The sequence below is a fragment of the Nocardioides houyundeii genome (assembly GCF_002865585.1).
In the GTDB taxonomy this organism is placed as follows: Bacteria; Actinomycetota; Actinomycetes; order Propionibacteriales; family Nocardioidaceae; genus Nocardioides; species Nocardioides houyundeii.
The window spans coordinates 1,021,883-1,044,199 of sequence record NZ_CP025581.1; the positions used below are offsets into that span (position 1 = coordinate 1,021,883).

Genomic DNA, 22,317 nt, shown 5'->3' on the forward strand with positions numbered 1-22,317 from the left:
ACGTGTATCCCGCCCTCACCTACGCCGTCGCCGCCTATCTCGGCCTCGTCGCCGTGGTCTCCCTGGTGGGGATCGTCGTCGATCCCCTCGCCCCGGTGGCCCGCACCGCGATGCGGGTCGGTCAGCTCGCGACCGTCGTGGTGGTGGTGCTGGACCTGATCACCCTGCTGCAGGGGCACGAGGTGGGCTCCCTGGTCACCCACGTCGGCTACGCCGTCGCGGCGCTGGGCCTGCCGGCGGTGCTGCTGAGCCGTCGGCCGGAGGACCCGGCGGAGGACCCGGCGGAGGACCCGGCGGAGGACGGGGCAGTCCCCGTCGAGGACGTGCCCCAGCACGCGGACCCGCACCTGGCCGTCCTGGCGGTCACCGCGGTCGCCCTGTGCGTCCTGGTCGTACGGCTGCAGCAGACATGGTGAGCACCCCCGACCCACGTCCGGTCCCCGCCCGCCGGCGGGCGGTGGGACAGGTCCTGATCGCCGCGTACGCCGTCTTCGCCGTCGCCGCGGGCGCCCGCGCCGGCGCCCAGATCGCCACCAAGCTGGACCAGGCCCCGGTGGCCTACCTGCTCTCCGCGGTCGCCGCGGTGGTGTATCTGGTGGCGACGCTGGCCTTCCGGCGGCCGGGGCGCCGCGCCTTCCACGTGGCGCTGGCGGCCTGCGTCTTCGAGCTCGTCGGCGTGCTCGCGGTCGGCACCGCCACGGTGCTCGATCCTGGCCTGTTCGCCGACGACACGGTCTGGTCCCACTACGGCCAGGGCTACGGCTTCGTGCCGCTGGTGCTGCCGTTCGTCGGGCTGGCCTGGCTGCGGCACGTGGAGCCGGAGACCCGCCCCTGAGCGACGCCTGGCGGGAACCCAGGACACCGTTCGACGCGCCGGCACGGTGCCCTCGCATCCCCTCGCCTGAAAGCGATTGGCGGGCCCGCGATGCCACGCCGTACGATCTAGGGAGGCGTCTGAGCCGTCATCAGCGGCGAGCCTTCTGGAAGAACAGGTCCGACATCCCGGTCGGCACCCCAGTAGAACCGGACGGGTGGGCCCGTCACAGCCTCAACGGAGCGGTCCGTCGTGAGACGGGCAAGCGAGGTGGTACCGCGGCAGCCCTGTCGTCCTCGTGGTGAACCAGCCCACGAGCCAACGACGCAGGAGACATGCCGATGACCGGCCCCCGCTACCCCCAGGTCTCAACCTCCGGCACCGACCGGGTGCCCAGCGCCCCGTCGTTCCCGACCATCGAGGAGCGGGTGCTGGCCTACTGGGACGCCGACGACACCTTCGCCGCCTCGGTGCAGCAGCGCGACCCCGGCACCGACGGCGCCAACGAGTTCGTCTTCTACGACGGCCCGCCGTTCGCCAACGGCCTCCCGCACTACGGTCATCTGCTCACCGGCTACGTCAAGGACGTCGTCCCGCGCTTCCAGACCATGCGCGGCAAGCGGGTGGAGCGCCGGTTCGGCTGGGACACCCACGGACTGCCCGCCGAGCTCGAGGCGATGCGCCAGCTGGGCCTGAAGACGACGGACGAGATCCACGAGCTCGGGGTGGAGAAGTTCAACGCCGCCTGCCGCGAGTCGGTGCTGAAGTACACCGGCGAGTGGCGCTCCTACGTGACCCGCCAGGCGCGCTGGGTCGACTTCGACAACGACTACAAGACCCTGAACCCCGAGTACATGGAGTCGGTGATCTGGGCGTTCAAGCAGCTGCACGACAAGGGCCTGGTCTACGAGGGCTTCCGGGTGCTGCCCTACTGCTGGAACGACGAGACCCCGCTGTCCAACCACGAGCTGCGGATGGACGACGACGTCTACCAGAACCGCCAGGACCCGGCGGTCACCGTCGGCTACCGCCTCGACGGCGAGCCCGGCGACGACCTCACCGGCGCACTGGCCCTGGTGTGGACGACCACGCCCTGGACGCTGCCGGCCAACCTCGCGGTGATGGTCGGTGCCGACCTGGACTACGTGCTCGTCACCTCCTCCTTCACCGGCACCCCCGAGCGCTACGTGATCGGCGCCGAGCGGCTGGCGGCGTACTCCCGCGAGCTGCTGGACGACCCCGAGGGCGACATCGAGTCCCAGGTGCTGCGGCGTCTCAAGGGCGCCGACCTGGTGGGCCGCACCTACACGCCGCCGTTCTCCTACTACGCCGGCCACGAGAACGCCTTCCGGGTCGTGGACGCCGAGTTCGTCACGACCACCGACGGCACCGGGCTGGTGCACACCGCCGGCGCCTTCGGTGAGGACGACAAGGTGGTCACAGACCGCGAGGACATCGAGGCGGTCATGCCGGTCGGCAAGGACGGCCGGTTCACCTTCCCGGTGACCGAGTACGAGGGCATGCAGGTCTTCGACGCCAATCCCCACATCATCGACGACCTCAAGGCCGCCACCCGGGGCGAGCCGGCCGGCTCGGTCACGCCCGGCACGGTGCTGCTGCGCCGCGAGACCTACGACCACAGCTACCCGCACTGCTGGCGCTGCCGGCAGCCGCTGATCTACAAGGGCGTCTCCTCCTGGTTCGTGGAGGTGACGCGGATCAAGGAGCGGATGCTCGAGCTCAACCAGGAGATCGACTGGGTGCCGGGCCACATCAAGGACGGCCAGTTCGGCAAGTGGCTGGAGAACGCCCGCGACTGGTCGATCACCCGCAACCGGTTCTGGGGCTCCCCGGTGCCGGTGTGGAAGTCCGACTCCGAGGAGTACCCGCGCCTGGACGTCTACGGCAGCTTCGCCGAGCTCGAGCGCGACTTCGGCGTCGAGGTCACCGACCTGCACCGCCCCTACGTCGACCAGCTGACCCGGCCCAACCCCGACGACCCGACGGGGAAGTCCACGATGCGCCGCGTCGAGGACGTGCTGGACGTGTGGTTCGACTCCGGCTCGATGTCGTTCGCCCAGGTGCACTACCCGTTCGAGAACACCGACTGGTTCGAGCACCACTTCCCGGGCGACTTCATCGTCGAGTACATCGGCCAGACCCGCGGGTGGTTCTACACCCTGCACGTGCTGGCCACCGCGCTCTTCGACCGGCCGGCGTTCAAGGCCGCCATCAGCCACGGCATCGTGCTGGGCTCGGACGGCAACAAGATGAGCAAGTCGCTGCGCAACTACCCCGACGTCTCGGAGGTCTTCGACCGCGACGGCGCGGACGCGATGCGCTGGTTCCTGATGAGCTCGCCGATCCTGCGCGGGGGCAACCTGGTCGTCACCGAGCAGGGCATCCGGGACTCGGTGCGCCAGGTGATGATCCCGCTGTGGAACAGCTGGTACTTCTTCACCCTCTACGCCAACGCTGCCGGGGTGCAGGCGCGTCGTTCCACCGACTCCGCCGACCCGCTGGACCGCTACCTGCTCGCCAAGGCCGCGCGGTTCGTCTCCGACAGCACCCGGCAGCACGAGGCGATGGACATCGCCGGCGCCTGCGACTCGATGCGCACCTTCCTCGACGTGCTCACCAACTGGTACATCCGCCGGTCCCGTGAGCGCTTCTGGGCCAGCGAGGGCGTCGTGGACGAGTCCACGCAGTCCGCGTTCGACACCCTCTACACGGTGCTGGAGGTGGTCTGCCGGACGGCCGCGCCGCTGCTGCCCCTGGTGACCGAGGAGATCTGGCGGGGCCTGACCGGCGGCCGCTCGGTGCACCTGACCGACTGGCCCACGCCCGAGGAGCTGCCGGCCGACGACGCGCTGGTCGAGTCCATGGACGCGGTCCGCGACGTCTGCTCGGCGGGCTCGGCGCTGCGCAAGGCCAACAGCCTGCGCAACCGGCTCCCGCTGTCCTCGCTCACGGTCGTCTCCGACGGCCCGTCGGTGGCCGGCTTCGAGTCGCTGATCGCCGACGAGCTCAACCTGAAGGCGGTCCGCGTGGTGGCCGGTGACGACCCCGCCGCGGCGGCGTACGCCGTGCAGCGCAAGCTGACGGTCAACGCGCGCGCCGCCGGTCCCCGCCTGGGCCGGGACGTGCAGCTGGCGATCAAGGGCTCCAAGTCCGGCGACTGGTCGGTGGCAGAGGACGGCACGGTCACCTCGGGCGGCCTCGCGCTGGTCGAGGGGGAGTACACCCTGGAGACCGTGGCCGGGGACGGCGACGGCGGCACCGCCACCGGCATGCTGCCGCGCGGCGGCTTCGTGGTGCTCGACACCACCCTCACCCCCGAGCTCGAGGCCGAGGGGCTGGCGCGCGACCTGGTGCGCTCGGTGCAGCAGGCGCGTCGGGACGCCGGACTGGACGTCTCGGACCGGATCACGCTGACCCTCGCCGCCCCGCAACCGGTGCTGGACGCCGCCCGCGCCCACCAGGAGCTGGTGCTGGCCGAGACCCTGACCACCGAGATCGTCTACGCCGGCACGGCCGACGACGTCTCGGTCCAGGTGGCGCCGGACCGGGGCTGAGGGCGTGGCGGGTTCTGGTTGGATGGGCCCATGTCGAGACTGGACCCGATCCTGGACCTGAGCGCGGACGTGGTGACGCTCACCGAGCAGCTGGTCAACATCGAGTCGGTGAGCCACCACGAGCAGGAGATCGCCGACGCGGTCGAGGCCGCGCTGCGCCCGCTGCCGCACCTGGACGTCGTACGCCGCGGCAACACGGTGGTGGCCCGCACGGACTTCGGGCGGGCCGAGCGGGTGGTCATCGCCGGGCACCTGGACACGGTTCCGCTCAACGACAACCTCCCGGCCCGCCGCGAGGGCGACGTGCTGCACGGGCTCGGCACCTGCGACATGAAGGGCGGGGACGCGGTGATGCTGCGGCTCGCGGCCACACTGCCCGCGCCCAACCGCGACCTCACCTTCATCTTCTACGAGGCCGAGGAGGTCGACTCGGCCTACAACGGCCTGCGCCTGCTCACCGAGAGCGACCCGGAGCTGGTGACCGGGGACTTCGCGATCCTGATGGAGCCCTCCAACGCCGGTGTCGAGGCCGGCTGCCAGGGCACCCTGCGGGCGGAGGTCCGCACCACCGGGGAGCGCGCCCACTCCGCGCGCAGCTGGAAGGGGGTCAACGCCATCCACGGCGCGGGAGAGATCCTCAACCGGCTGCGCGGCTACCAGGCCCGCACCCCGGAGATCGACGGGCTGACCTACCACGAGGGCCTCAACGCCGTGGGCATCCGCGGCGGCGTCGCGGGCAACGTGGTCCCGGACGAGTGCGTGGTGGAGGTGAACTTCCGCTTCGCCCCCGACCGCTCCACCGAGCAGGCCGAGGCGTTCGTGCGGGAGTTCTTCGACGGGTTCGACCTGCAGATCACCGACCTGGCTCCCGGAGCCATGCCCGGCCTGCAGCTCCCGGCCGCGAAGGCGTTCCTGGACGTGGTGGGTGGCCAGGCCGCGCCCAAGTTCGGCTGGACCGACGTCGCGCAGTTCTCCAAGCTGGGCATCCCGGCGGTCAACTACGGACCCGGCGACCCGCTGTTCGCGCACAAGCAGGACGAGCAGGTGCCGGTGGCCGACATTGTGCGCTGTGAGCAGCAGCTGCGGGTGTGGCTGACGGACGAGTCATGAAGGACCAGGTCAAGGGCCCGGTGGTGGTCCGCCGGGGACAGGTGGACACCAGCACCACCGACCAGCGGCTACTGGACTCCCGCGGCCCCTCGGACTGGGTGCACACCGACCCGTGGCGGGTGATGAAGATCCAGGCCGAGTTCGTGGAGGGCTTCAACGCCCTGGCGGAGCTGGGCCCGGCGATCGCGGTCTTCGGCTCGGCCAGGACCCAGGTCGACCACCGCTTCTACGCACTGGCCGAGCGGGTCGGGGGCGCGCTGGTGGATGCCGGCTTCGCGGTGATCACCGGGGGCGGGCCGGGTGCCATGGAGGGGGCGAACAAGGGCGCCAGCGAGGGTGGCGGCGTCAGCGTGGGACTGGGCATCGAGCTGCCCTTCGAGGCCGGGCTGAACCGCTGGGTCGACATGGGGATCAACTTCCGCTACTTCTTCGCCCGCAAGATGATGTTCGTCAAGTACTCCCAGGGCTTCGTGGTGCTGCCCGGGGGGATGGGCACCTTCGACGAGCTCTTCGAGGCGTTGACCCTGGTGCAGACGCAGAAGGTGACCTCCTTCCCCGTGGTCCTGATGGGTGTGGACTACTGGTCGGGGCTGCTTGACTGGATGCGGGACACGGTGCTCGCCGAAGGCAAGATCAACGCCGCGGACCTGGACATGATCACGCTGACCGACGACGTCGACGAGGCCGTGTCCTTGATGGTGCAGGCTCGCGAGGGCCGCTACCGGACGCCCGATCCGGAGCTACCGGAATGACGACGACCGGAATGACGATGACCGGAACGACGATGACCGGAACGACGACGTGCTCGAGGAACGGGGCCAGACGATGATGTGGTTGTTCGCGATCCTGGTGGTGCTGGTGCTCGGTGGGGTGGCCGCCGCCGCCGCCGGCGGCGCGGGCACGCTGCCTGCGGTGGAGCGGGTCAGCGGCCTGGAGGACCTGCCCGAGGGCCCGCTCGGCGCCGCCGAGCTGCGTCAGGTGCGCTTCCCGCTGGCGGTGCGCGGCTACCGGATGCGCGACGTCGACGCGCTGCTGGACCGCCTGGCCGGCCAGCTGGAGCAGTCGCAGCATCCGGTTTCGGCACAATCAGACAACGACTCGGCCTGAATCTCGCCATAACGTGGCGGGCACCACAGACGCTGGGGCACACTTCCCTGCGTGTCGACTGAAATCATCGTCTGGGTCCTGACGGCCCTCGCCCTCGTAGTCATCCTCCTCACGCGCGTGCGCCTGGGCAAGGACGAGACCGAAGGCCCCATGAAGGTCAACAAGCCCGCGCTCAACGTGCACACGGCCGCGGGGCTGCTGGCCTTCATCGGCTGGTGCGCCTTCGTGTTCTCCCCCGAGGACTCCCGCCTCCACGAGGACACCGTCGGCATCGCCGCGCTCGCCCTGTGGTGGTGCGCAGCCATCGCCGGTCTGGTGCTGCTCCTGCGGTGGCTCCCCTCGCACGGTCGTCACGCGACCAACGTCGAGGAGGACACCTGGAGCGAGGGCCCCGGTCTCTCCATCCTGGCCCAGGGCGGTCTCGCCATCGGCGTGCTGGTCTTCACCTACGCGTTCGCCACCGGGGTCGTCTGAGGCAGCGCCGCGGGTCGTGATCAGCGGCCCTCGAAGACGGGCCAGGTCTTGGCCAGGAACGCCTCGACCGCCTGCCGGTGGTCGGTGGTGAGGCCCGTGCGGGTCATCAACGTCGACTCGTGCGCCAAGGACTCGGCAAACGAGTGCTCGGCCGCGTAGCTCACCGCGGACCGGATGGCCGCGAGCGCCACCGTCGGGCCTTGGGCCAGTCGCAGGGCCACCTGGTACGAGAGCCCCATCAGCTCCTCCGCCGGCACCACTCGTCCCGCAAGTCCGATCGCGACGGCCTCCTGCGCCCCCACGGTGCTGGGGAGGTAGAGCAGCTCCAGGGCCTTCTCCCGGCCCACGAGCCGAGGCAGGGTCCAGCTCGTCCCGGTGTCGCAGGAGAGCCCGATGCCGGCGAAGGCGAAGTTGAAGCCGGCCGGCTCCGCCAGGATCCTCAGGTCGCAGGCGAGCGCGAGGCTGGCGCCGGCGCCGGCCGCGACGCCGTTGACCGCGGCCAGCACGGGCTTCGGCATCGTGGCCAGCGCGGTGACGATCGGGTTGTAGTGCTCGGCCACGGTGCGGAACAGCGCGTCGGGAGCGTCGCTGCGCAGGATCTCCACGTGCTCCTTGAGGTCCTGGCCCACGCAGAAGGCCCGGCCGGTCCCGGTGAGCAGCACCGACCGGACCCGCTCGTCGGCGGCGACGTCGAGCACCACCTCGAGCAGCAGCTCCTTCGTGGCGACGTCGAGGCTGTTCATCGCCTCAGGTCGGTTCAGGGTGATGGTGGCGACGCCGTCGGAGGTCTCGAGCAGCACAGGTGCGGTCATGCGCACCCAGTGTGCCGGAAACCGCGGTGGCCGGCCCGCTCGATCGTCCCGGCCACAGCCCGCCGTGGGTCAGTCGCGGGCCAGGGTGCGGGTGACGAACCGGTCGGCGGCGGTGCGAAGCCGTGCCGCCTCCTCGGCGAAGTAGGCCGACGCCCCCCGACCGGGCCAGTCCGGGGGGAGCAGCGACTCCGGGAGCCCCGGGTCGGCGAAGAGGAACTTGCGCCACTCGTGGACCAGGTGGAAGCGCGCCGCGAACGCCGCCTCGTCGGGGTCTTCGTGCGCCGCCAGGTGCTCGGCGACCTGGTCGGCGACCTGGGCGAGCCAGCTCTCGTACGCCGCGCCGAGTCCCGCGAGGTCCCAGGCGGCCAGAGGCGCGGACGGGGGATCGAAGTCGTCGACCGCGGCGACCACCGCGGTGATGTCGCAACGCTGGAGCACCTCGGCGAGCTCGGGACGGGCGAACGGGCTCACCCACACCGCGGGTCGCAGCTCGGCGTAGCCGAGGTAGACCAGCTCGCGCTGCACCCGGGACCGCAGTGCGCGGCCCATCGCGGCCTCCAGGACCAGCAGCTGCCAGCGCCCGTCCCACTCGCCGCCCTGCCGTCGGTAGACGCGGCTCGCGGCCTGGTCGAGACGGCGCACGGCTTGGGCGGTGGCCGCGTAGCCGCGGCCGCCGGGCAGCGACACCGGCTCCAGCCAGCCCTGGGCGACCATCCGTGAGATCGCGGTGCGGACCGCGGGGGCGCTGATCCCCAGGGGCTCGAGCAGCCGGACCAGACCAGCGACGCAGGCCCGGTTGTCGCGGCCGGGCAGGAGATCGCCGTACACGTCGAAGAGGGCGGAGCGTGCATGCATGCGGCTGAGTGTGGCAGCCTGATAGCCGACCTGTCCCACCAACCGTCTTGGCCCTGTGGTGCCGGTCACGACGGCTATGGGGGATAATAGGTGCCAAGGCATCGCTGCGGCCACACCGAGCCGCGCAACAACAGGGAAGCAGAGGTGTGCTCATGGCGGCCATGAAGCCGAGGACGGGCGACGGACCGCTGGAGGTCACCAAGGAGGGTCGCGGCATCGTGATGCGCGTTCCCCTCGAGGGCGGCGGCCGGCTCGTGGTTGAGCTCAACGCCGACGAGGCACGAGCTCTGGGTGACGCGCTCAAGGACGTCGTCGGCTGATCGTGACCTCACTCGAGACTCCCGTGCTGCCGACCCAGGCATCCCCGCCCGAGTTCGCCCTCAGCGAGCACTCGCCCCACGAGATCGGGGGAGTGGAGTGCTGGGCGTTCCCGGTGCTGCCCGCGGACGGCGACGGTGAGCTGAGCCTGGGTCCCGGTGCCGACGAGGCGGGCGAGGCCCTGGGCCTGGACCTCCTCGCCCTGCTGGAGTCGGTCAAGGCCGACGGTCACACCGGAGAGGTGACGCCCGTGCCGGTGGCCTCGGGCGACGTGAGCCTGGTGCTGCTGGTCGGGGTCGGGGAGCAGTCGCCCACCGACTTCCGCCGCGCCGGCGCCTGCTTGGCGCGAGCGGTCAAGGACCGCGAGAGCGTGGCCACCACCATCGCCTCCATCGCCGGCGACGCTGCCGTGGAGGCGTTCGTGGTCGGGGCCATGCTGGGCTCGTTCACCTTCCACTGGCGCTCCGACGGGCCTCGGCAGCGTCCGGTGCGCCAGGTCGTGCTGGCCGGGCACCGCGACGCCGGGGGTGCCCGGGCCCAGCTGGACCGGGCGCTGGCGCTGGGCGGTGCCGGCTGGCGCGCCCGGACCCTGGCCACGGTGCCCTCGAACCTGAAGAACCCGGCGTGGCTGGCCGACCAGGCCTCGTCCCTGGCCGAGTCCGCCGACCTCGAGGTGACGATCTGGGACGAGAAGCAGCTCGAGGCGCAGGGCTTCGGGGGCATCGTCGCCGTCGGCAAGGCCTCGGCGACGCCGCCCCGCCTGATCCGGCTGGACTACCACCCCGACTCCTCCGCCGACTCGACCTCGGGCAAGAGCAAGAGCAGGGGCAGCGGGAAGCGCTCGCCCGCGGTGCCGCACGTGGTCCTGGTCGGCAAGGGCATCACCTTCGACTCCGGCGGCCTGGACATCAAGCCCGCCGAGGGCATGGTGAGCATGAAGCGGGACATGACCGGAGGCGCCGTCGTGCTCGCCACCATGGCCGCGCTCGCCGACGTCGGATGCCCCGTGCGGGTCACCGGCCTAGTGGCCTGCGCGGAGAATGCGATCAGCGGCAACGCGATGCGCCCCGGCGACGTGATCGTGCACTACGGCGGCCGCACCTCGGAGGTGAACAACACCGACGCCGAGGGTCGACTGGTGCTGGCCGACGCCATGGCGTACGCCGTGGCGGAGCTCGCGCCTGACGCCCTGGTCGACGTCGCCACCTTGACCGGTGCGATGAAGGTCGCCCTCGGTCAGCAGACCGGAGGGTTCTTCGCCAACAACGAGGCCCTGGCCTCCGCGGTGGCCGAGGCCGGTCGGCTCTCCGGGGAGCAGGTGTGGCGGATGCCGCTGGTGGCCGACTACGAGGAGAAGCTCTCCTCCAAGGTCGCCGACGCCGACAACGCCGCGGGCGGCCCGGGCGCGATCACCGCCGCACTGTTCCTCCAGCACTTCGCCCAGGACGTGCCCTGGGCCCACCTGGACGTCGCCTCGGTCGGGGACGCTCCGGCCGAGCGCTACGAGTGGACGACCGGCCCCACCGGCTTCGGGGCTCGGCTGCTGCTGACCTGGCTCGGCTCCCAGGCGCCGCTCGAGGGAGTCCGGTGAGGGGACTCAGCGTCCGCTGGTCGCTGGTGGACGCAGCGCCCGGGGTCGAGGACCAGCTGGCCGACTACGTCGCGGAGACGTCGTACCCCAAGTTCTCGGGGATGGCCGGGCTGCGGTTCAAGACCTGGCGGCAGCGGCCCGGCGAGTGGTTCGAGGGCAGCTACGTGTTCGCGAGCCCGGAGGACCGCGAAGAGTTCGAGGCGAGCTTTCGCGCCGGTGCCGCAGCATCGCCGGTGTCCCGGATCGTCGGCTCGCCCCCGGTGCTCATCGAGCCGTGCGACGTCGTCGCCGTGGCCGAGGGCTGGGAAGGCTTCCAGGCCGCGCCACGAGCCACCGTGGAGAACTGAGAGGGGCTCAGGACTCCCCGGCCCACTCCTTCTTGGCGACCAGCAGGCCGTCACCCACGGGCAGCAGGGCCGGGACCAGCGACTCGTGCTCGCTGATCTGGCGCAGCAGCTCGCGGATCGCCACGGTCTGCTCGTCGCGCTGGGCCGGATCCGCGACCTTGTCGTGCCACAGGGCGTTGTCGAACGCCACCACGCCGCCGGGCCGCAGCAGGCGCAGGGCCTCCTTGAGGTAGGCGGAGTACTCGTGCTTGTCCCCGTCGCAGAACACCAGGTCGTAGTGGCCGTCGGTGAGGCGCGGCAGCACGTCGAGGGCGGCGCCGCTGATGGTGCGGGCGCGCTGCGGGGGATGCCGGCCTCGGCGAAGGTCTCCTTGGCCAGGCGCTGGTGCTCCGCCTCGATGTCGACGGTGGTCAGCACGCCGTCCGGGCGCATCCCGCGCAGCAGCCACAGGCCTGAGACGCCGGTGCCGGTGCCGATCTCGACCACGGTGCGGGCCTCCAGCACGGCGGCCAGGAAGCGCAGGGCGGCTCCGCCGCCGGCGCCGATCGAGGTCACCCCGACCTCCTCGGCGCGGGACCGGGCAGCGGCGAGGACGTCGTCCTCGGCGACGAACTGCTCGGCGTAGGTCCAGCTCGCAGGCTTGATCGGGGTGGTGATGGTGACCTCCTGGGTCGGTCCTGAGGGGTGTCGGGAACTCCCTCGCGGCAGGCGCGAGATGTCTGCGGACTCTACCGCGAATGAGAGTTCGGGGCTCCGGGAACACCGTGGGGGTCCGGATCGTTCTCGTCTCGAGCGGACTTCACGGCTCGCTCACAGCCTTCTCTCAGTCCCACTCGATAGCGTCGGGCCTCCCCCCGGTGCACGACACGTTGGAGAGCATGTGTTCGGCGCACCGTTCCGCACCCATCAGGAGGCCCCCGTGACGGACACGACGCAGCAGACGTCGGAGGTCCCCACCTGGGACGAGGTGGTCACCCGTCACTCCGACCGGGTCTTCCGCCTGGCCTACCGGCTGACCGGCAACCGGCACGACGCCGAGGACCTCACCCAGGAGGTCTTCGTCCGGGTCTTCCGCTCCCTGGACTCCTACACCCCCGGCACGTTCGAGGGCTGGCTGCACCGGATCACCACCAACCTGTTCCTCGACTCCGCCCGACGCCGGCAGCGGATCCGGTTCGACGCCCTCTCCGACGAGCGGGCGAGCCGGCTGACCAGCTCCGAGGCGACCCCGGACGCGGCGTACGCCGACCAGACGTTCGACGACGACGTGGAGCGGGCCTTGGCCACGCTGCCCCCCGACTTCCGGGCCGCGGTGGTGCTCTGCGACGTGGAGGGCCTCAGCTACGAGGAGATCGCGGAGATCCTCGACGCCAAGCTGGGCACCGTGCGCTCCCGGATCCACCGGGGCCGGGGCATGCTGCGCACCGCGCTGGCACACCGCGCCCCGAGCGACGGACGTGAGCGCTACGCCGGGCCGACCAGCGAGGCGCTCCCCGCTCTGGGGGGCCACCAGTGATCGGCCACCTCGGAGCCCGGGTGAGCGCACTGCTGGACGGCCGTCTGCCGGCTGCGGAGGAGGAGCGGGCCTGGGAGCACGTGCACGTGTGCCACCCCTGCCGTGACCTGGTGGAGCGCGAGGGCTGGGTGAAGACCCGGCTCGCAGAGCTGGGCCACGACGCCGCCACCGCGCCCCTCTCGCTCAAGCAGAACCTGACCCAGCACCTGCTGACGCTGTCCCCGGAGGCGTTCGGCGCGGCCGGTGCCGCGGGCTCCGCTGACGCCAGGTCCCGCACCCGCTCGCTGGTGGCCCTGGGCGCCGGCGCGGTCGGCGTCTCGGTGGTGGGCGTGCTCGCTCTGGGTGCTGCCCCGGCCAACACCCCGCCGGCGGAGCGTCGCGCGCCGGCCACCAGCCTGGTCCGGCCGACCCCCAGCGTGGACCAGGCGTCGCGGGAGAGCCCGACGAACCGTCTGGGGCTGCGGCGGGAGAAGATGGGTCCGTGAACGATCAGGAGCCCCCGGGGCCGACCGAGGCCGACCACGGGGCCGACGGGGCGCTGCCGCCGTACCCGCAGCCCGGGCACCCGGCAGATCCGCAAGCAGACACGCGAGCAGAGTCGCAAGCAGATCCGCAAGCAGAGTCGCGGGTGGATCCGCTGGCTGACACCCAGCCGTACGGCGCTGCTCAGGACCCCGCGCCGGTCTTCGAGCAGTCCGGGTCTGCCGCCCCCGGTGCTGCCGGCCAGCAGTCGGCGCCGGCCTGGACCGGTGATTCTGGGCCCGAGCGGGAGGCGACCCGCCCGCTGCCCTTCGGCCCGGTGCCGTTCGGCGCCGGGCCGGCCGAACCCTCGGCCTGGGACCCGGCGCCGGTCCAGCCGGGCCGGCGACTGCCCGCGTGGACGTGGCCCGCGATCGCTGCGCTGGCGCTGGTGGTCGGGCTGGTGGGCGGTGCGATGGGTGCGGCGCTCTACGAGTCGAGCGAGGACCCCGCCGTCTCCCGCGGACTGAGTCCCTCGACCACCCGGACCGCTCCGCCGATCTCCGCTTCGAACCAGTCGGTCTCCGCGGTCGCCGAGGAGCTCCTGCCCAGCACCGTGCAGATCCTCGCCGGGTTCGACGGGTCGGACAGCGGAGCCACCGGGTCCGGCTTCGTGCTGGACACCGAGGGTCACGTGATCACCAACAACCACGTGGTGGCCGACGCCGCCGACGACGGCACCATCGACGTGGTCGACTCCGAGGGCACCACGCACACCGCCACCGTGGTCGGACGCAGCAGCGTCTACGACCTCGCCGTCCTCAAGGTCGAGGCGAGCTCGTCGCTGCGGCCCGCCAGCCTGGGGTCCTCCGCCGGGCTGAGGGTGGGGGAGCCGGTGGTCGCGTTCGGCGCACCGCTGGGGCTCAGCCAGACCGTGACGTCGGGGATCGTCAGTGCCCTGAACCGTCCCGTCACCACCGGTGAGACCGATGACACCTCGTCGTTCATCAACGCGGTGCAGACCGACGCGGCCATCAACCCGGGCAACTCCGGCGGACCTCTGGTCAACCTCGCCGGCCAGGTCGTGGGCGTGAACTCCGCCATCGCCACCACCGGTGGGTTCATGCAGGAGGCCGGCAACATCGGGGTCGGCTTCGCCATCCCGATCGAGCAGGTCGAGACCACCGCCCAGCAGATCCTCAGCACCGGCGAGGCGCGCTACCCGGTGATCGGAGCCACCGTCCAGACCGGCGAGTCCAGGGAGTTCCAGGGCGCTCGCATCGACGAGGTGCGCGAGGACACCCCGGCCGAGGACGCAGGGCTGCGCAGCGACGACCTGGTGGTCGCGGTCAACGGTCAGCGGGTCACGGACGGGATCTCGCTGATCGTCTCGATCCGCACCCACCAGCCGGGCGAGACCCTGGAGTTCACCGTGGTCCGCGGCGGCAAGGAGAGCAAGGTCAAGATCACCCTGGACTCCGAGGTCGGCTGAGCCGGCTCAGTCCTCAGAGCCGCGGGCGTCGGCCTCCACGAACGGGTGCTCGTCGACGAACTGACGCGTCTCGGTGTACATCTGGGCGATGAAGGCCTCGAGCTGCTCCGACTCCACCCGCCACTGCCCCCGGCCGCCGATCTTGATCGCGGGGAGCTCGCCTCGTCGGACCAGGGCGTAGACCTGGGCGCTGGAGGTGTTGAGCACCTCCGCGACGTCGGCAAGGGTGAGGAAGCGTGGGGTGCCGGGCATTGCCCCATGGTGCCAGCCGCGTCCACACCGGTGCCGACCCCCCGTGGTCTTCCTGTGGACAACTGGGGGAGCCCCGCGCGGCAACCGCGAGGATGAGGGCCGTGCTGAACTCTTCGGGGAACCTCGACGCTCCGCCCGCGCTGCGCGCGACCACGCCCGGCTGGCGTGACCCCCGACTCTGGATCGGGGTGGCGCTGGTGGCGGTCTCGGTGGTGGTCGGGGCCAGGGTGGTCGGGGGTGCGGACGAGTCGGTGGCGATGTGGTCGGTCTCCCGCGAGCTGGCGCCCGGCGACGTCCTGGAGCCCTCGGACCTGGAGGTCACCCGGGTCAGGTTCGCCCAGCCGGCGGACGCCCGCGCCTACTTCGGCGTCGACGACGAGCTGCCCGCCGACCGCTACCTGCTGCGCGGCATCGGGGTGGGGGAGATGGTGCCGCGCGCCGTGCTCGGAGCCCCCAGCTCGGACATGGCCCACGTGTCGGTCTCCGTGCCGTCGGCCCAGGTGCCCCCGTCGGTGCGCAGCGGCTCGGTGGTCGACGTCTGGCTCGCCCCGCGTCCGGGGGCGGAGAACGCCCGGGCCCGGCTCGCGGTGAGCGAGGTGACGGTGGTGGAGGCGCCCCGGGCCAGCAGCGGGTTCGGTGCCGAGGGCCAGCGGCAGCTGGTCCTCGGCGTGACCGACGAGGGCGTGGACCTGGCCCGGGTGCTCACCGCCAGCGGCACCGACCGCCTGATGCTCGTCGGGCGCGGCTGAGATGATCTGCGTCCTGCTGCTGGCCTCCGGCGCCGCCTGGGAGTCCCCGGCGCTGGCACAGCTGGGGACCCGGCCCGGCATCGTGGTGCTCAAGCGCTGCGTCGACGTCGACGACCTGATGGCCACCGCGGCCAGTGGGCAGGCCGACGTGGCCGTGGTCTCGCTGCGGGCCCCGGGCCTGGACGCGGAGGCCGTCGCCCATCTGCGGCGCCACGACGTACGGCCCGTCGCCGTCGCCGCGAGCGGCGGCGGGGAGGACCTCGCGGTGCGCCTGGCGCGGCTCGACGTGCGGACCGTGGTGACCAGCGACCAGCTGGAGTCCCTGCCGGACGTGGTGAGCACGGTGGAGGGAGTCGCCGACACCCGACCGCGCTCCGACCCCGGGACCGGCCTCCACGAGCGGCCCGCCCAGAGCGGTGACCCGCACAAGGTGGTGACGGTGTGGGGGCCGGCCGGGTCTCCGGGCCGGACCACCCTGGCCACCGCCTTCGCCGCCGAGCTGGCTCGCCGCGACACCATGACCCTCCTGGTGGACGCCGACCCGCGCGCTGCCGCGGTGGCGCAGCACCTCGGAGTGCTGGACCAGGTCTCCGGGGTGCTGGCCGCCTCGAGGCTCGCCGCGTCCGGCTCCCTGCCCGAGCGGCTCCCCTCGGCGTGCCGTGCGGTGACCCCGAAGCTGGGCGTGCTGACCGGCCTGCCTCGCGCCGACCGGTGGGTCGAGGTCCGACCCGGAGCCCTCGGCGAGGTGCTCGAGGAGGCCCGGGCGAGCTGGGAGGTCGTCGTCGATGCCGGGTCCGACCTCGGTGACGACACCTGGGACCGAGGCACGGGCGCCCCGCACGCCTTGACCCTGGAGGCGCTGGAGGCCGCCGACGACATCGTGGTGGTCGGCTCCGCGGACCCGGTCGGCCTGGCGCGGCTGGCCCGCGGCCTGGTCGACCTGCGCGAGGTGCTCGGGGAGGTGCCGGTGCGGGTGGTGGTCAACCGGATGCGTTCGTCGCTGGGGTGGTCGCAGCCGGACGTCGCCGCGATGGTGGAGGGCTTCGCCCTGGTCGCCGGCCTGCACTTCCTGCCCGAGGACCAGGCCGCTGCCGACCGTGCCCTGGTGGCGGGCCGCGCGGTCGGCGAGGACGGGGACTCCCCGCTCTCCCGCGGCATCGCCTCCGTGGTGGACGCAGTCCACCCGGCCAGCTACGGGGCCCGTCCGAAAGGTCCGCGGGGGCGCCTCCCGGGCCGGGTCAGGAAGCGAAGAGCAGGTACAGCCCGCCCGCGGTGAACGCCACCATGGCGAACAGGAGCGGCAGCTGGCCGGTGAGCTGGTGCCGCGCCGGCAGCAGCCGGATGGCGCGGTCGTGAGCGGCCACCACGCCCAGGATGTGGCCGATCACCACGCCTGCCACCTTGATGTTGGCCAGCAGGGTCGGGTGGTAGGAGAGCCAGTAGTTCACCGACCAGTCGGCCGTCCCCAGCCAGTTGTCCCCCCGCGACAGCGGGTCGCTCATCTGGATCAGCGTCGTCTGGCCGTACTCCACCAGGTAGGACAGGTAGTGCGCCACGATGTAGCCCACGATGATCGGCACCATCGAGTGTGCGAAGAGGTCCGGGAGCGCGGATCGTGCGGTGCCGGAGCCCACGCCGGTGGCCATGGTCGCCACCACCAGGACCGCCGTCACCCCGGCGCAGAAGGCCAGCAGGGCCAGGTTGTTCCACACCGTGCCGCTGATCTCCGACCCCTGCACGTGGCGCAGCCACATCGGGGACTCGCGGAAGGAGTCGAAGGCGGTGGAGCCGAAGAGCACCCCGACCACCCCGACCAGCCCGGGCCGCGCCACCACCGAGTCCAGGTTGGCCAACGGCGAGCGCAGCACCAGGACGTCGCCGCGGCGACCCCACACCGACAGGTGCGCCACCAGGGTGGAGTAGACCTCGAACGGATCGGCACGGGCCAGGAAGCGGGTGCCGAAGAGCGTGCCCCCGGCCACCATCACCGCCAGGTAGACCGCCAGCCACAGCCTCAGGGTGCCGAGCTCGGTGGAGTGCGGATTCACCAGCTCGAGCCAGACGAAGGCGTACAGGCCCAGCGCCGCGGGCCAGTAGCCCAGCCGCGCGGGGTAGTCGTAGATGCCCCGCGCAGGGTCCGAGCCGGTGGCCCGGGCGATGAGCTCCACGATGGTGCGCAGGGGGCTCACCGCACGCCACACCGGACCCAGCAGCAGGCTCAGCGGCACCAGGCCCACCCAGACCAGCACGTAGAACATGCCGAAGATCGGGTTGATCACCAGGTCCTGCCCGAGGACCGCGGCTACGGCCGCGTAGCCGAGCAGCAGCAGGCCGAGGACCTTGGCGGCCCACCGGTACGCCGGCGCGGCCACGAGGGACTGCAACCAGGCGGGTGCCGGCCGGCCCGAGCTCGCCGCGTCGTAGCGCGGGGAACGCCACGCCACCGCCAGGACGGTGAAGGAGATGACGAGCGCGGCGACCGCGCCCGCCACCGCCAGCTCGCGGGAGATCGGGAGGTCCTTGGCCCCTCCCAGGCCGTGTGCCCAGAGGTCGGGCCCCATGTCAGCGCACTTCGAGCTGGAGCACCACCAGCGCCGGGTCGTGGGACTCAACCTCGACCACGCCGGGCTGGTCGATGGTGACCTCGTGCTCGGTGACGCCGGCGGTGAACTCGATCTCCTGCTCCGGGGTGGAGTGCACGTGCAGCTCGCCGGCGCGGTCCGCGGTGATGACGATCTTCACCGGCTCGCCTGCCGCGACCTCGATCCGCTCGCCCTTGGGCTCGAACGAGTCCTGCTCGAGGGTGATCTCGATGGGGGCCGGCTCCTGCTCCTGGGTCTGGGACGAGGTGGGGGTCGAGGTGGACCCGCCCTCCGAACCCGGGGTGGTGTCGACGTCGTCACCGCAGGATGCGAGGGTTCCCAGCACCAGGCAGGACAGCGCGAGCCCGGTGGCGAGGCGCAGGCGAGATCGGGACGGGAGAGGCATCGTGGTCTTCACTCCTCGGATGTGTTGGTTTCTGTCAGACTCCCATGCGCAGCCAACCACCTCGACGGAAGGGGACACATGAGCGAGCGGCTCCGGCCGCGGGACCTGGCCTTCCTGGCCACGGATTCGCCCTCCACCCCGATGCACAACGCCACCCTCGAGGTCTTCGAGCCCGGCAAGCGCGGCTTCGACTACGCGAGCGTGGTCGACCTCATCGCGGAGCGGATCGCCTACGTGCCCCGCTACCGCCAACGGCTCCAGGCGGTCCCGGGCCGACTGGCTAACCCGGTCTGGGTCGACGACCAGGAGTTCGACCTCAGCTACCACGTGCGGCGCTCCGCGCTGCCCCGTCCGGGCACCATGGACCAGCTGCTGGAGCTCGCGGCGCGGATCGTGTCCCGGCCGCTGGACCGGCACCGCCCGCTGTGGGAGGTCTACGTCATCGAGGGCCTGGCCGAGGGCAGGGTGGCGGTGCTGGCCAAGTCGCACCAGATCCTCGTCGACGGCATCCAGACCGTCGACCTGGGCCAGGTGATGCTGGACGTCAGCCCCGACCAGGAGCCGCTGGGCCGGGACGAGTGGCGCCCCGAGCGCACCCCGACCTCGGCGTCGCTGGTGCTGGGGGCCATCGCCGACAGTCTCGACTCGCCCGCCACGGTGCTGAGCACGACCCGCAGCAACCTGGGGTCCTTCCTGCGCACCGCAGACTCCGCGGTCAACCGCGTGGGCCAGGTGGCCAGCGCGCTGTCCAACCGCCGTCCGACGCCGGAGTCCCCGGTCAACGGTCCGCTGTCCCAGCAGCGACGACTGGTCACGGTGGCCACCGACCTGGCCGACTACCGCCGGATCCGCCGGGTCCACGGCACCACGGTCAACGACGTGGTGCTGGCCACCGTCACCGGCGGCCTCCGCGGCTGGCTGATGACCCGGGACGAGGCGCTGTACGGGATCCGCCGGCTGCGCGCGATCGTCCCCATGTCGGTCATCGACGACGAGCTGGAGCCCACCTCCCTGGGCACCCAGGTGACCGGCCACGAGGTCAACCTCCCGGTCGGTGAGCCCAGCGCGGTGGTGCGCCTGCTCCAGGTCAGCCACAGCTTCCACGGCCACAAGGAGACGGGCCGGGCGGTGGGTGCGGAACGGCTCGCGGGCATCGCCGGGTTCGCGCCCACCACGTTCCACGCACTCGGGTCCCGGGTGGCGGGTGCGGAGCTGCGGCGCGGCTTCCACCTCTCGGTCACCAACGTGCCGGGACCCCAGTTCCCGCTCTACGCCGCCGGGGCCCGGATGCTCGAGAGCTATCCGGTGCACCCGCTGCTGCCCGGACACGCGGTGGCGATCGGGGTGACCTCCTACGACGGCCAGGTCTTCTACGGCATCACCGTCGACCGGGACCTGATCCCCGATGCCGACGTGCTGGGCCAGTGCCTGGTCGAGGCGCTGGAGGAGCTGAGCGACTCGGCCAGCGACACCCGCCCGCGGGCGCCGCGCGGGCGCAAGAAGCAGAGCCCGGACCGGCGGAAGCCGCGATGAGCACCCGGATCTACCTCCCGGGTGACTGGCAGGGCGTCGTCGAGCGCGTCGAGGTGCACCGCATGGTCGAGGCCATGGGGGACGAGCCGTCGTACGCCGAGCGCACCGGGTACGCCGTCACTCCCGCGCTGCGCGCTGAGCTGCCCGACTGCGACGACGAGGAGCTGGAGCACGTCGCCATGACCCAGGCGGCCCAGGAGTCGCTGCACCACTTCGTCACCGACGACGGTCCGCGCCGCCGCCTGGTGCTGGTGGTGGAGGCCACGGAGGTGGAGCAGGTCGACGACGTCGCCCAGGTCCGTGCCGAGGTCTCGATTCCCGGCGACGTGGTCGCCTGGCTGGTGGACACCGAGGAGGCCGGCGAGGACGTCGCCGCGGCCGTGGAGGCGCTCGACCGCGGCGACTCGGACGCCTTCGAGGAGGCCGCCGAGCGGTGCCTGGACCACGAGCTGGCCTGGTTCGCGGCCACCGAGGTCGACGAGGTCATGCGCCTGCGCTGAGCGCTCGCCCGGCGAGGCTGACCCCGTCGCTCACGCCGGTTGCCCGGCTCTGACACGATCGGGACATGGACGGCATCGCGTTTCCCCCGGCTCCCACCAACGAGACGAACCTGACCTATGCCCCCGGCTCGCCGGAGCGAGCCTCCCTGGAGCAGGAGCTGGCCCGGCTGAAGGGCCTCCAGCCGCTGCTGCCCGCGCACGTGGACGGGGAACGTCGTCCTGGTCGCGGCGCGGAGCTGACAGTGGTGCAGCCGCACGACCACCAGCACGTGCTGGCGAGGTTCCACGGCTCCACCGCCCAGGACGCCCAGGACGCCGTCGCGGCAGCCGCCCGCGCCGCGGCCCCGTGGCGGGACCTGGGGCTGGACGAGCGGTCCGCGATCCTGCTCAAGGCCGCGGACCTGCTGGCCGGACCGTGGCGGCAGCGGCTCAACGCCGCCACCATGCTGGGGCAGTCCAAGACGGCGTACCAGGCCGAGATCGACGCCGCCTGCGAGCTGATCGACTTCTGGCGGTTCAACGTCCACTACGCCAAGCAGATCCTCACCGACCAGCCGATCGCCAACTCGCCCGGGGTGTGGAACCGGACCGACCACCGGCCGCTGGAGGGGTTCGTCTACGCGATCACCCCGTTCAACTTCACCGCCATCGCCGGGAACCTGCCCACGGCTCCGGCGCTGATGGGCAACACCGTCATCTGGAAGCCCTCACCGACCCAGCAGCTGGCCGCGAGCCTGACCATGGAGCTGCTGGAGGAGGCCGGCATGCCGCCGGGGGTGATCAACATGCTGCCCGGGGACGGTCTGGAGGTCTCGAAGGTGGCCCTGGCGCATCCCGACCTGGCGGGCATCCACTTCACCGGCTCCACGCCCACCTTCCAGCACCTGTGGCGCACGGTGGGGGAGAACATCTCCGGCTACCGGTCCTACCCGCGGATCGTGGGGGAGACCGGGGGCAAGGACTTCATCGTCGCCCACCCCTCGGCCGACCCGGACGTGGTCCGGGTGGCGATGATCCGGGGGGCCTTCGAGTACCAGGGCCAGAAGTGCTCGGCCGCGTCGCGGGCCTACGTCGCCCGGTCGGTGTGGGACGCGATCCGCGACCAGCTGCTCGCCGACGTGGAGGCGCTGCCGATGGGTGATGTCAGCGACTTCTCCAACTTCATGGGCGCGGTCATCGACGAGCGTGCGTTCGCCAAGCACCAGAAGGCCCTCGCCCGGGTCGCCGGCACCGACCACCTGACCCTGCTGGCGGGGGGCCAGACCGACGGCTCCGTGGGATGGTTCGTCAGGCCGACCGTGGTGGAGTCGACCGACCCGACCGACCAGATGTTCTCCGAGGAGTACTTCGGCCCGATCCTCGCGGTGCACGTCTACGAGGACGCGCAGTTCGAGCAGGTCGTGACCCAGCTGGAGTCGTTCGCGCCGTACGCCCTCACCGGGGCGGTCATCGCGCAGGACCGCGCCGCGATCGCGTGGGCCCAGGACGCGCTGCGTTTCGCGGCCGGCAACTTCTACGTCAACGACAAGCCGACCGGGGCCGTGGTCGGACAGCAGCCCTTCGGCGGGGGGCGCGCCTCGGGGACCAACGACAAGGCGGGGGCGGCGGTCAACCTGCTGCGCTGGACGAGCCCGAGGTCGATCAAGGAGACGTTCCTGCCGCCCAAGGACCACCGCTACCCGCACATGGGCTGAGGTGCGATCCCGGGCCGGGCGGGTGCCGGGCCGGCACCACGGGGGGAACCACCACCGGGAACCAGCACGGGGGACAATGAGGTCATGACGCCGTACCTGCCGCCGCAGATCCCGCCGATGCACATGGGCGC

Annotated in this window: 24 protein-coding genes and 1 pseudogene; 18 read left to right on the top strand and 7 right to left on the bottom strand. The window is 72.0% G+C overall.

The features are described from left to right. Positions 1-2: 2 nt before the first annotated feature. The 7 genes from C0R66_RS04960 to C0R66_RS04990 all read left to right on the top strand — a co-directional run bounded on the left by C0R66_RS04960 (position 3) and on the right by C0R66_RS04990 (position 7,080). A complete protein-coding gene (locus tag C0R66_RS04960) occupies positions 3-416 on the top strand; it encodes a hypothetical protein (RefSeq protein ID WP_101523767.1) in 414 nt (137 codons plus the stop codon). Continuing rightward, entirely contained in the window at positions 410-835 is a 426-nt protein-coding gene (locus C0R66_RS04965) for a hypothetical protein (RefSeq protein ID WP_101523768.1), read from the top strand. The genes C0R66_RS04960 and C0R66_RS04965 overlap by 7 nt, the downstream gene beginning before the upstream one ends. Positions 836-1,155: 320 nt before the next feature. Further along, positions 1,156-4,389: an isoleucine--tRNA ligase gene (gene ileS / locus C0R66_RS04970; RefSeq protein ID WP_101526049.1), complete on the top strand. Its 3,234-nt coding sequence runs from the start codon at positions 1,156-1,158 to the stop codon at positions 4,387-4,389. Between the two features lie 30 nt (positions 4,390-4,419). Continuing rightward, a complete protein-coding gene (dapE, locus tag C0R66_RS04975; protein WP_101523769.1) occupies positions 4,420-5,499 on the top strand; it encodes a succinyl-diaminopimelate desuccinylase in 1,080 nt (359 codons plus the stop codon). Beyond that, on the top strand, positions 5,496-6,251 hold the full coding sequence (locus C0R66_RS04980; protein WP_101523770.1) for an LOG family protein: 756 nt from the start codon (positions 5,496-5,498) through the stop codon (positions 6,249-6,251). The genes dapE and C0R66_RS04980 overlap by 4 nt, the downstream gene beginning before the upstream one ends. Positions 6,252-6,300: 49 nt before the next feature. Then, positions 6,301-6,606 carry a DivIVA domain-containing protein gene (locus C0R66_RS04985; RefSeq protein ID WP_241901580.1) on the top strand — a complete coding sequence of 102 codons (306 nt, stop codon included), beginning with the start codon at positions 6,301-6,303 and terminating at the stop codon, positions 6,604-6,606. Positions 6,607-6,657: 51 nt separating this feature from the next. Then, positions 6,658-7,080, top strand: coding sequence for a hypothetical protein (locus C0R66_RS04990; protein WP_101523771.1), 423 nt, complete (start codon positions 6,658-6,660; stop codon positions 7,078-7,080). A 20-nt stretch (positions 7,081-7,100) separates the two neighbouring features. On the opposite strand, the gene C0R66_RS04995 is transcribed toward C0R66_RS04990, so the two are convergent. Both C0R66_RS04995 and C0R66_RS05000 read right to left on the bottom strand, forming a co-directional pair. Then, complete coding sequence (locus C0R66_RS04995; protein WP_101526051.1) at positions 7,101-7,892, bottom strand: enoyl-CoA hydratase/isomerase family protein; 792 nt, start codon at positions 7,890-7,892, stop codon at positions 7,101-7,103. A 69-nt stretch (positions 7,893-7,961) separates the two neighbouring features. Then, complete coding sequence (locus tag C0R66_RS05000) at positions 7,962-8,747, bottom strand: PaaX family transcriptional regulator (protein WP_101523772.1); 786 nt, start codon at positions 8,745-8,747, stop codon at positions 7,962-7,964. A gap of 152 nt (positions 8,748-8,899) precedes the next feature. Here C0R66_RS05000 and C0R66_RS05005 point away from each other — a divergent pair, with 152 nt between their 5' ends. From C0R66_RS05005 to C0R66_RS05015, 3 genes are read left to right on the top strand one after another with little or no spacing between them, the layout of a single operon-like run. Then, a complete protein-coding gene (locus tag C0R66_RS05005) occupies positions 8,900-9,067 on the top strand; it encodes a DUF3117 domain-containing protein (protein WP_082587569.1) in 168 nt (55 codons plus the stop codon). Between the two features lie 2 nt (positions 9,068-9,069). Beyond that, a complete protein-coding gene (locus C0R66_RS05010) occupies positions 9,070-10,656 on the top strand; it encodes a leucyl aminopeptidase (protein ID WP_241901581.1) in 1,587 nt (528 codons plus the stop codon). Continuing rightward, positions 10,653-11,003, top strand: coding sequence for a hypothetical protein (locus C0R66_RS05015; RefSeq protein WP_101523774.1), 351 nt, complete (start codon positions 10,653-10,655; stop codon positions 11,001-11,003). Before C0R66_RS05010 ends, C0R66_RS05015 begins: the two co-directional genes overlap by 4 nt. Positions 11,004-11,010: 7 nt before the next feature. Here the strand turns inward: C0R66_RS05015 and C0R66_RS20380 are convergent, their stop codons facing one another. After that, a complete protein-coding gene (locus tag C0R66_RS20380) occupies positions 11,011-11,307 on the bottom strand; it encodes an O-methyltransferase (protein WP_479684919.1) in 297 nt (98 codons plus the stop codon). 101 nt (positions 11,308-11,408) lie between these two features. Continuing rightward, positions 11,409-11,558, bottom strand: a pseudogene (locus C0R66_RS20385) (O-methyltransferase); the annotation flags it as partial. Positions 11,559-11,922: 364 nt separating this feature from the next. Between C0R66_RS20385 and sigE the strand changes: the two are divergent. The 3 genes from sigE to C0R66_RS05035 all read left to right on the top strand — a co-directional run bounded on the left by sigE (position 11,923) and on the right by C0R66_RS05035 (position 14,470). Then, positions 11,923-12,519, top strand: a complete 597-nt coding sequence (sigE, locus tag C0R66_RS05025; RefSeq protein ID WP_241901582.1) for an RNA polymerase sigma factor SigE — start codon at positions 11,923-11,925, stop codon at positions 12,517-12,519. A 20-nt stretch (positions 12,520-12,539) separates the two neighbouring features. Next, positions 12,540-13,004 (top strand): anti-sigma factor, encoded by a 465-nt coding sequence (locus C0R66_RS05030; RefSeq protein WP_158647901.1) that lies wholly within the window; start codon positions 12,540-12,542, stop codon positions 13,002-13,004. Between the two features lie 143 nt (positions 13,005-13,147). After that, positions 13,148-14,470 (top strand): S1C family serine protease, encoded by a 1,323-nt coding sequence (locus tag C0R66_RS05035; protein WP_101523777.1) that lies wholly within the window; start codon positions 13,148-13,150, stop codon positions 14,468-14,470. 6 nt (positions 14,471-14,476) lie between these two features. Here the strand turns inward: C0R66_RS05035 and C0R66_RS05040 are convergent, their stop codons facing one another. Continuing rightward, positions 14,477-14,722 carry a helix-turn-helix domain-containing protein gene (locus C0R66_RS05040; protein ID WP_101523778.1) on the bottom strand — a complete coding sequence of 82 codons (246 nt, stop codon included), beginning with the start codon at positions 14,720-14,722 and terminating at the stop codon, positions 14,477-14,479. A gap of 101 nt (positions 14,723-14,823) precedes the next feature. On the opposite strand from C0R66_RS05040, the gene C0R66_RS05045 reads away from it, so the two are divergent. Both C0R66_RS05045 and C0R66_RS05050 read left to right on the top strand, forming a co-directional pair. Continuing rightward, positions 14,824-15,471 carry a hypothetical protein gene (locus tag C0R66_RS05045; protein WP_101523779.1) on the top strand — a complete coding sequence of 216 codons (648 nt, stop codon included), beginning with the start codon at positions 14,824-14,826 and terminating at the stop codon, positions 15,469-15,471. Between the two features lies 1 nt (position 15,472). Then, complete coding sequence (locus tag C0R66_RS05050) at positions 15,473-16,747, top strand: CpaE/TadZ family protein (protein WP_101523780.1); 1,275 nt, start codon at positions 15,473-15,475, stop codon at positions 16,745-16,747. Here C0R66_RS05050 and C0R66_RS05055 read toward each other — a convergent pair. Together C0R66_RS05055 and C0R66_RS05060 are read right to left on the bottom strand one after the other, a co-directional pair. After that, positions 16,710-18,032, bottom strand: coding sequence for a hypothetical protein (locus tag C0R66_RS05055; RefSeq protein ID WP_101523781.1), 1,323 nt, complete (start codon positions 18,030-18,032; stop codon positions 16,710-16,712). The two genes, C0R66_RS05050 and C0R66_RS05055, sit on opposite strands and share 38 nt — an antisense overlap. A 1-nt stretch (position 18,033) precedes the next feature. Then, positions 18,034-18,459 (bottom strand): cupredoxin domain-containing protein, encoded by a 426-nt coding sequence (locus C0R66_RS05060; RefSeq protein WP_101523782.1) that lies wholly within the window; start codon positions 18,457-18,459, stop codon positions 18,034-18,036. A 78-nt stretch (positions 18,460-18,537) separates the two neighbouring features. On the opposite strand from C0R66_RS05060, the gene C0R66_RS05065 reads away from it, so the two are divergent. The 3 genes from C0R66_RS05065 (at position 18,538) to pruA (ending at position 22,186) form a co-directional block, all read left to right on the top strand. Further along, positions 18,538-19,992, top strand: a complete 1,455-nt coding sequence (locus tag C0R66_RS05065) for a WS/DGAT/MGAT family O-acyltransferase (RefSeq protein WP_101523783.1) — start codon at positions 18,538-18,540, stop codon at positions 19,990-19,992. Then, entirely contained in the window at positions 19,989-20,492 is a 504-nt protein-coding gene (locus C0R66_RS05070) for a DUF6912 family protein (protein WP_101523784.1), read from the top strand. The genes C0R66_RS05065 and C0R66_RS05070 overlap by 4 nt, the downstream gene beginning before the upstream one ends. A 65-nt stretch (positions 20,493-20,557) precedes the next feature. Then, the gene (gene pruA / locus C0R66_RS05075) at positions 20,558-22,186 is read left to right on the top strand and encodes an L-glutamate gamma-semialdehyde dehydrogenase (RefSeq protein ID WP_101523785.1); all 1,629 of its coding nucleotides are present in this window, start codon (positions 20,558-20,560) and stop codon (positions 22,184-22,186) included. The last annotated feature ends 131 nt before the right edge of the window (positions 22,187-22,317 follow it).

Excerpts from the sequence above, each read along its gene's own strand:
- C0R66_RS04965 (WP_101523768.1), top strand. The coding sequence starts at position 410 with ATGGTGAGCACCCCCGACCCACGTCCGGTCCCCGCCCGCCGGCGGGCG.
- ileS (WP_101526049.1), top strand. The coding sequence starts at position 1,156 with ATGACCGGCCCCCGCTACCCCCAGGTCTCAACCTCCGGCACCGACCGG.
- dapE (WP_101523769.1), top strand. The coding sequence starts at position 4,420 with ATGTCGAGACTGGACCCGATCCTGGACCTGAGCGCGGACGTGGTGACG.
- C0R66_RS04980 (WP_101523770.1), top strand. The coding sequence starts at position 5,496 with ATGAAGGACCAGGTCAAGGGCCCGGTGGTGGTCCGCCGGGGACAGGTG.
- C0R66_RS04995 (WP_101526051.1), bottom strand. The coding sequence starts at position 7,892 with ATGACCGCACCTGTGCTGCTCGAGACCTCCGACGGCGTCGCCACCATC.
- C0R66_RS05000 (WP_101523772.1), bottom strand. The coding sequence starts at position 8,747 with ATGCATGCACGCTCCGCCCTCTTCGACGTGTACGGCGATCTCCTGCCC.
- C0R66_RS05005 (WP_082587569.1), top strand. The coding sequence starts at position 8,900 with ATGGCGGCCATGAAGCCGAGGACGGGCGACGGACCGCTGGAGGTCACC.
- C0R66_RS05040 (WP_101523778.1), bottom strand. The coding sequence starts at position 14,722 with ATGCCCGGCACCCCACGCTTCCTCACCCTTGCCGACGTCGCGGAGGTG.
- C0R66_RS05050 (WP_101523780.1), top strand. The coding sequence starts at position 15,473 with ATGATCTGCGTCCTGCTGCTGGCCTCCGGCGCCGCCTGGGAGTCCCCG.
- C0R66_RS05055 (WP_101523781.1), bottom strand. The coding sequence starts at position 18,032 with ATGGGGCCCGACCTCTGGGCACACGGCCTGGGAGGGGCCAAGGACCTC.
- C0R66_RS05060 (WP_101523782.1), bottom strand. The coding sequence starts at position 18,459 with ATGCCTCTCCCGTCCCGATCTCGCCTGCGCCTCGCCACCGGGCTCGCG.
- C0R66_RS05065 (WP_101523783.1), top strand. The coding sequence starts at position 18,538 with ATGAGCGAGCGGCTCCGGCCGCGGGACCTGGCCTTCCTGGCCACGGAT.
- C0R66_RS05070 (WP_101523784.1), top strand. The coding sequence starts at position 19,989 with ATGAGCACCCGGATCTACCTCCCGGGTGACTGGCAGGGCGTCGTCGAG.
- pruA (WP_101523785.1), top strand. The coding sequence starts at position 20,558 with ATGGACGGCATCGCGTTTCCCCCGGCTCCCACCAACGAGACGAACCTG.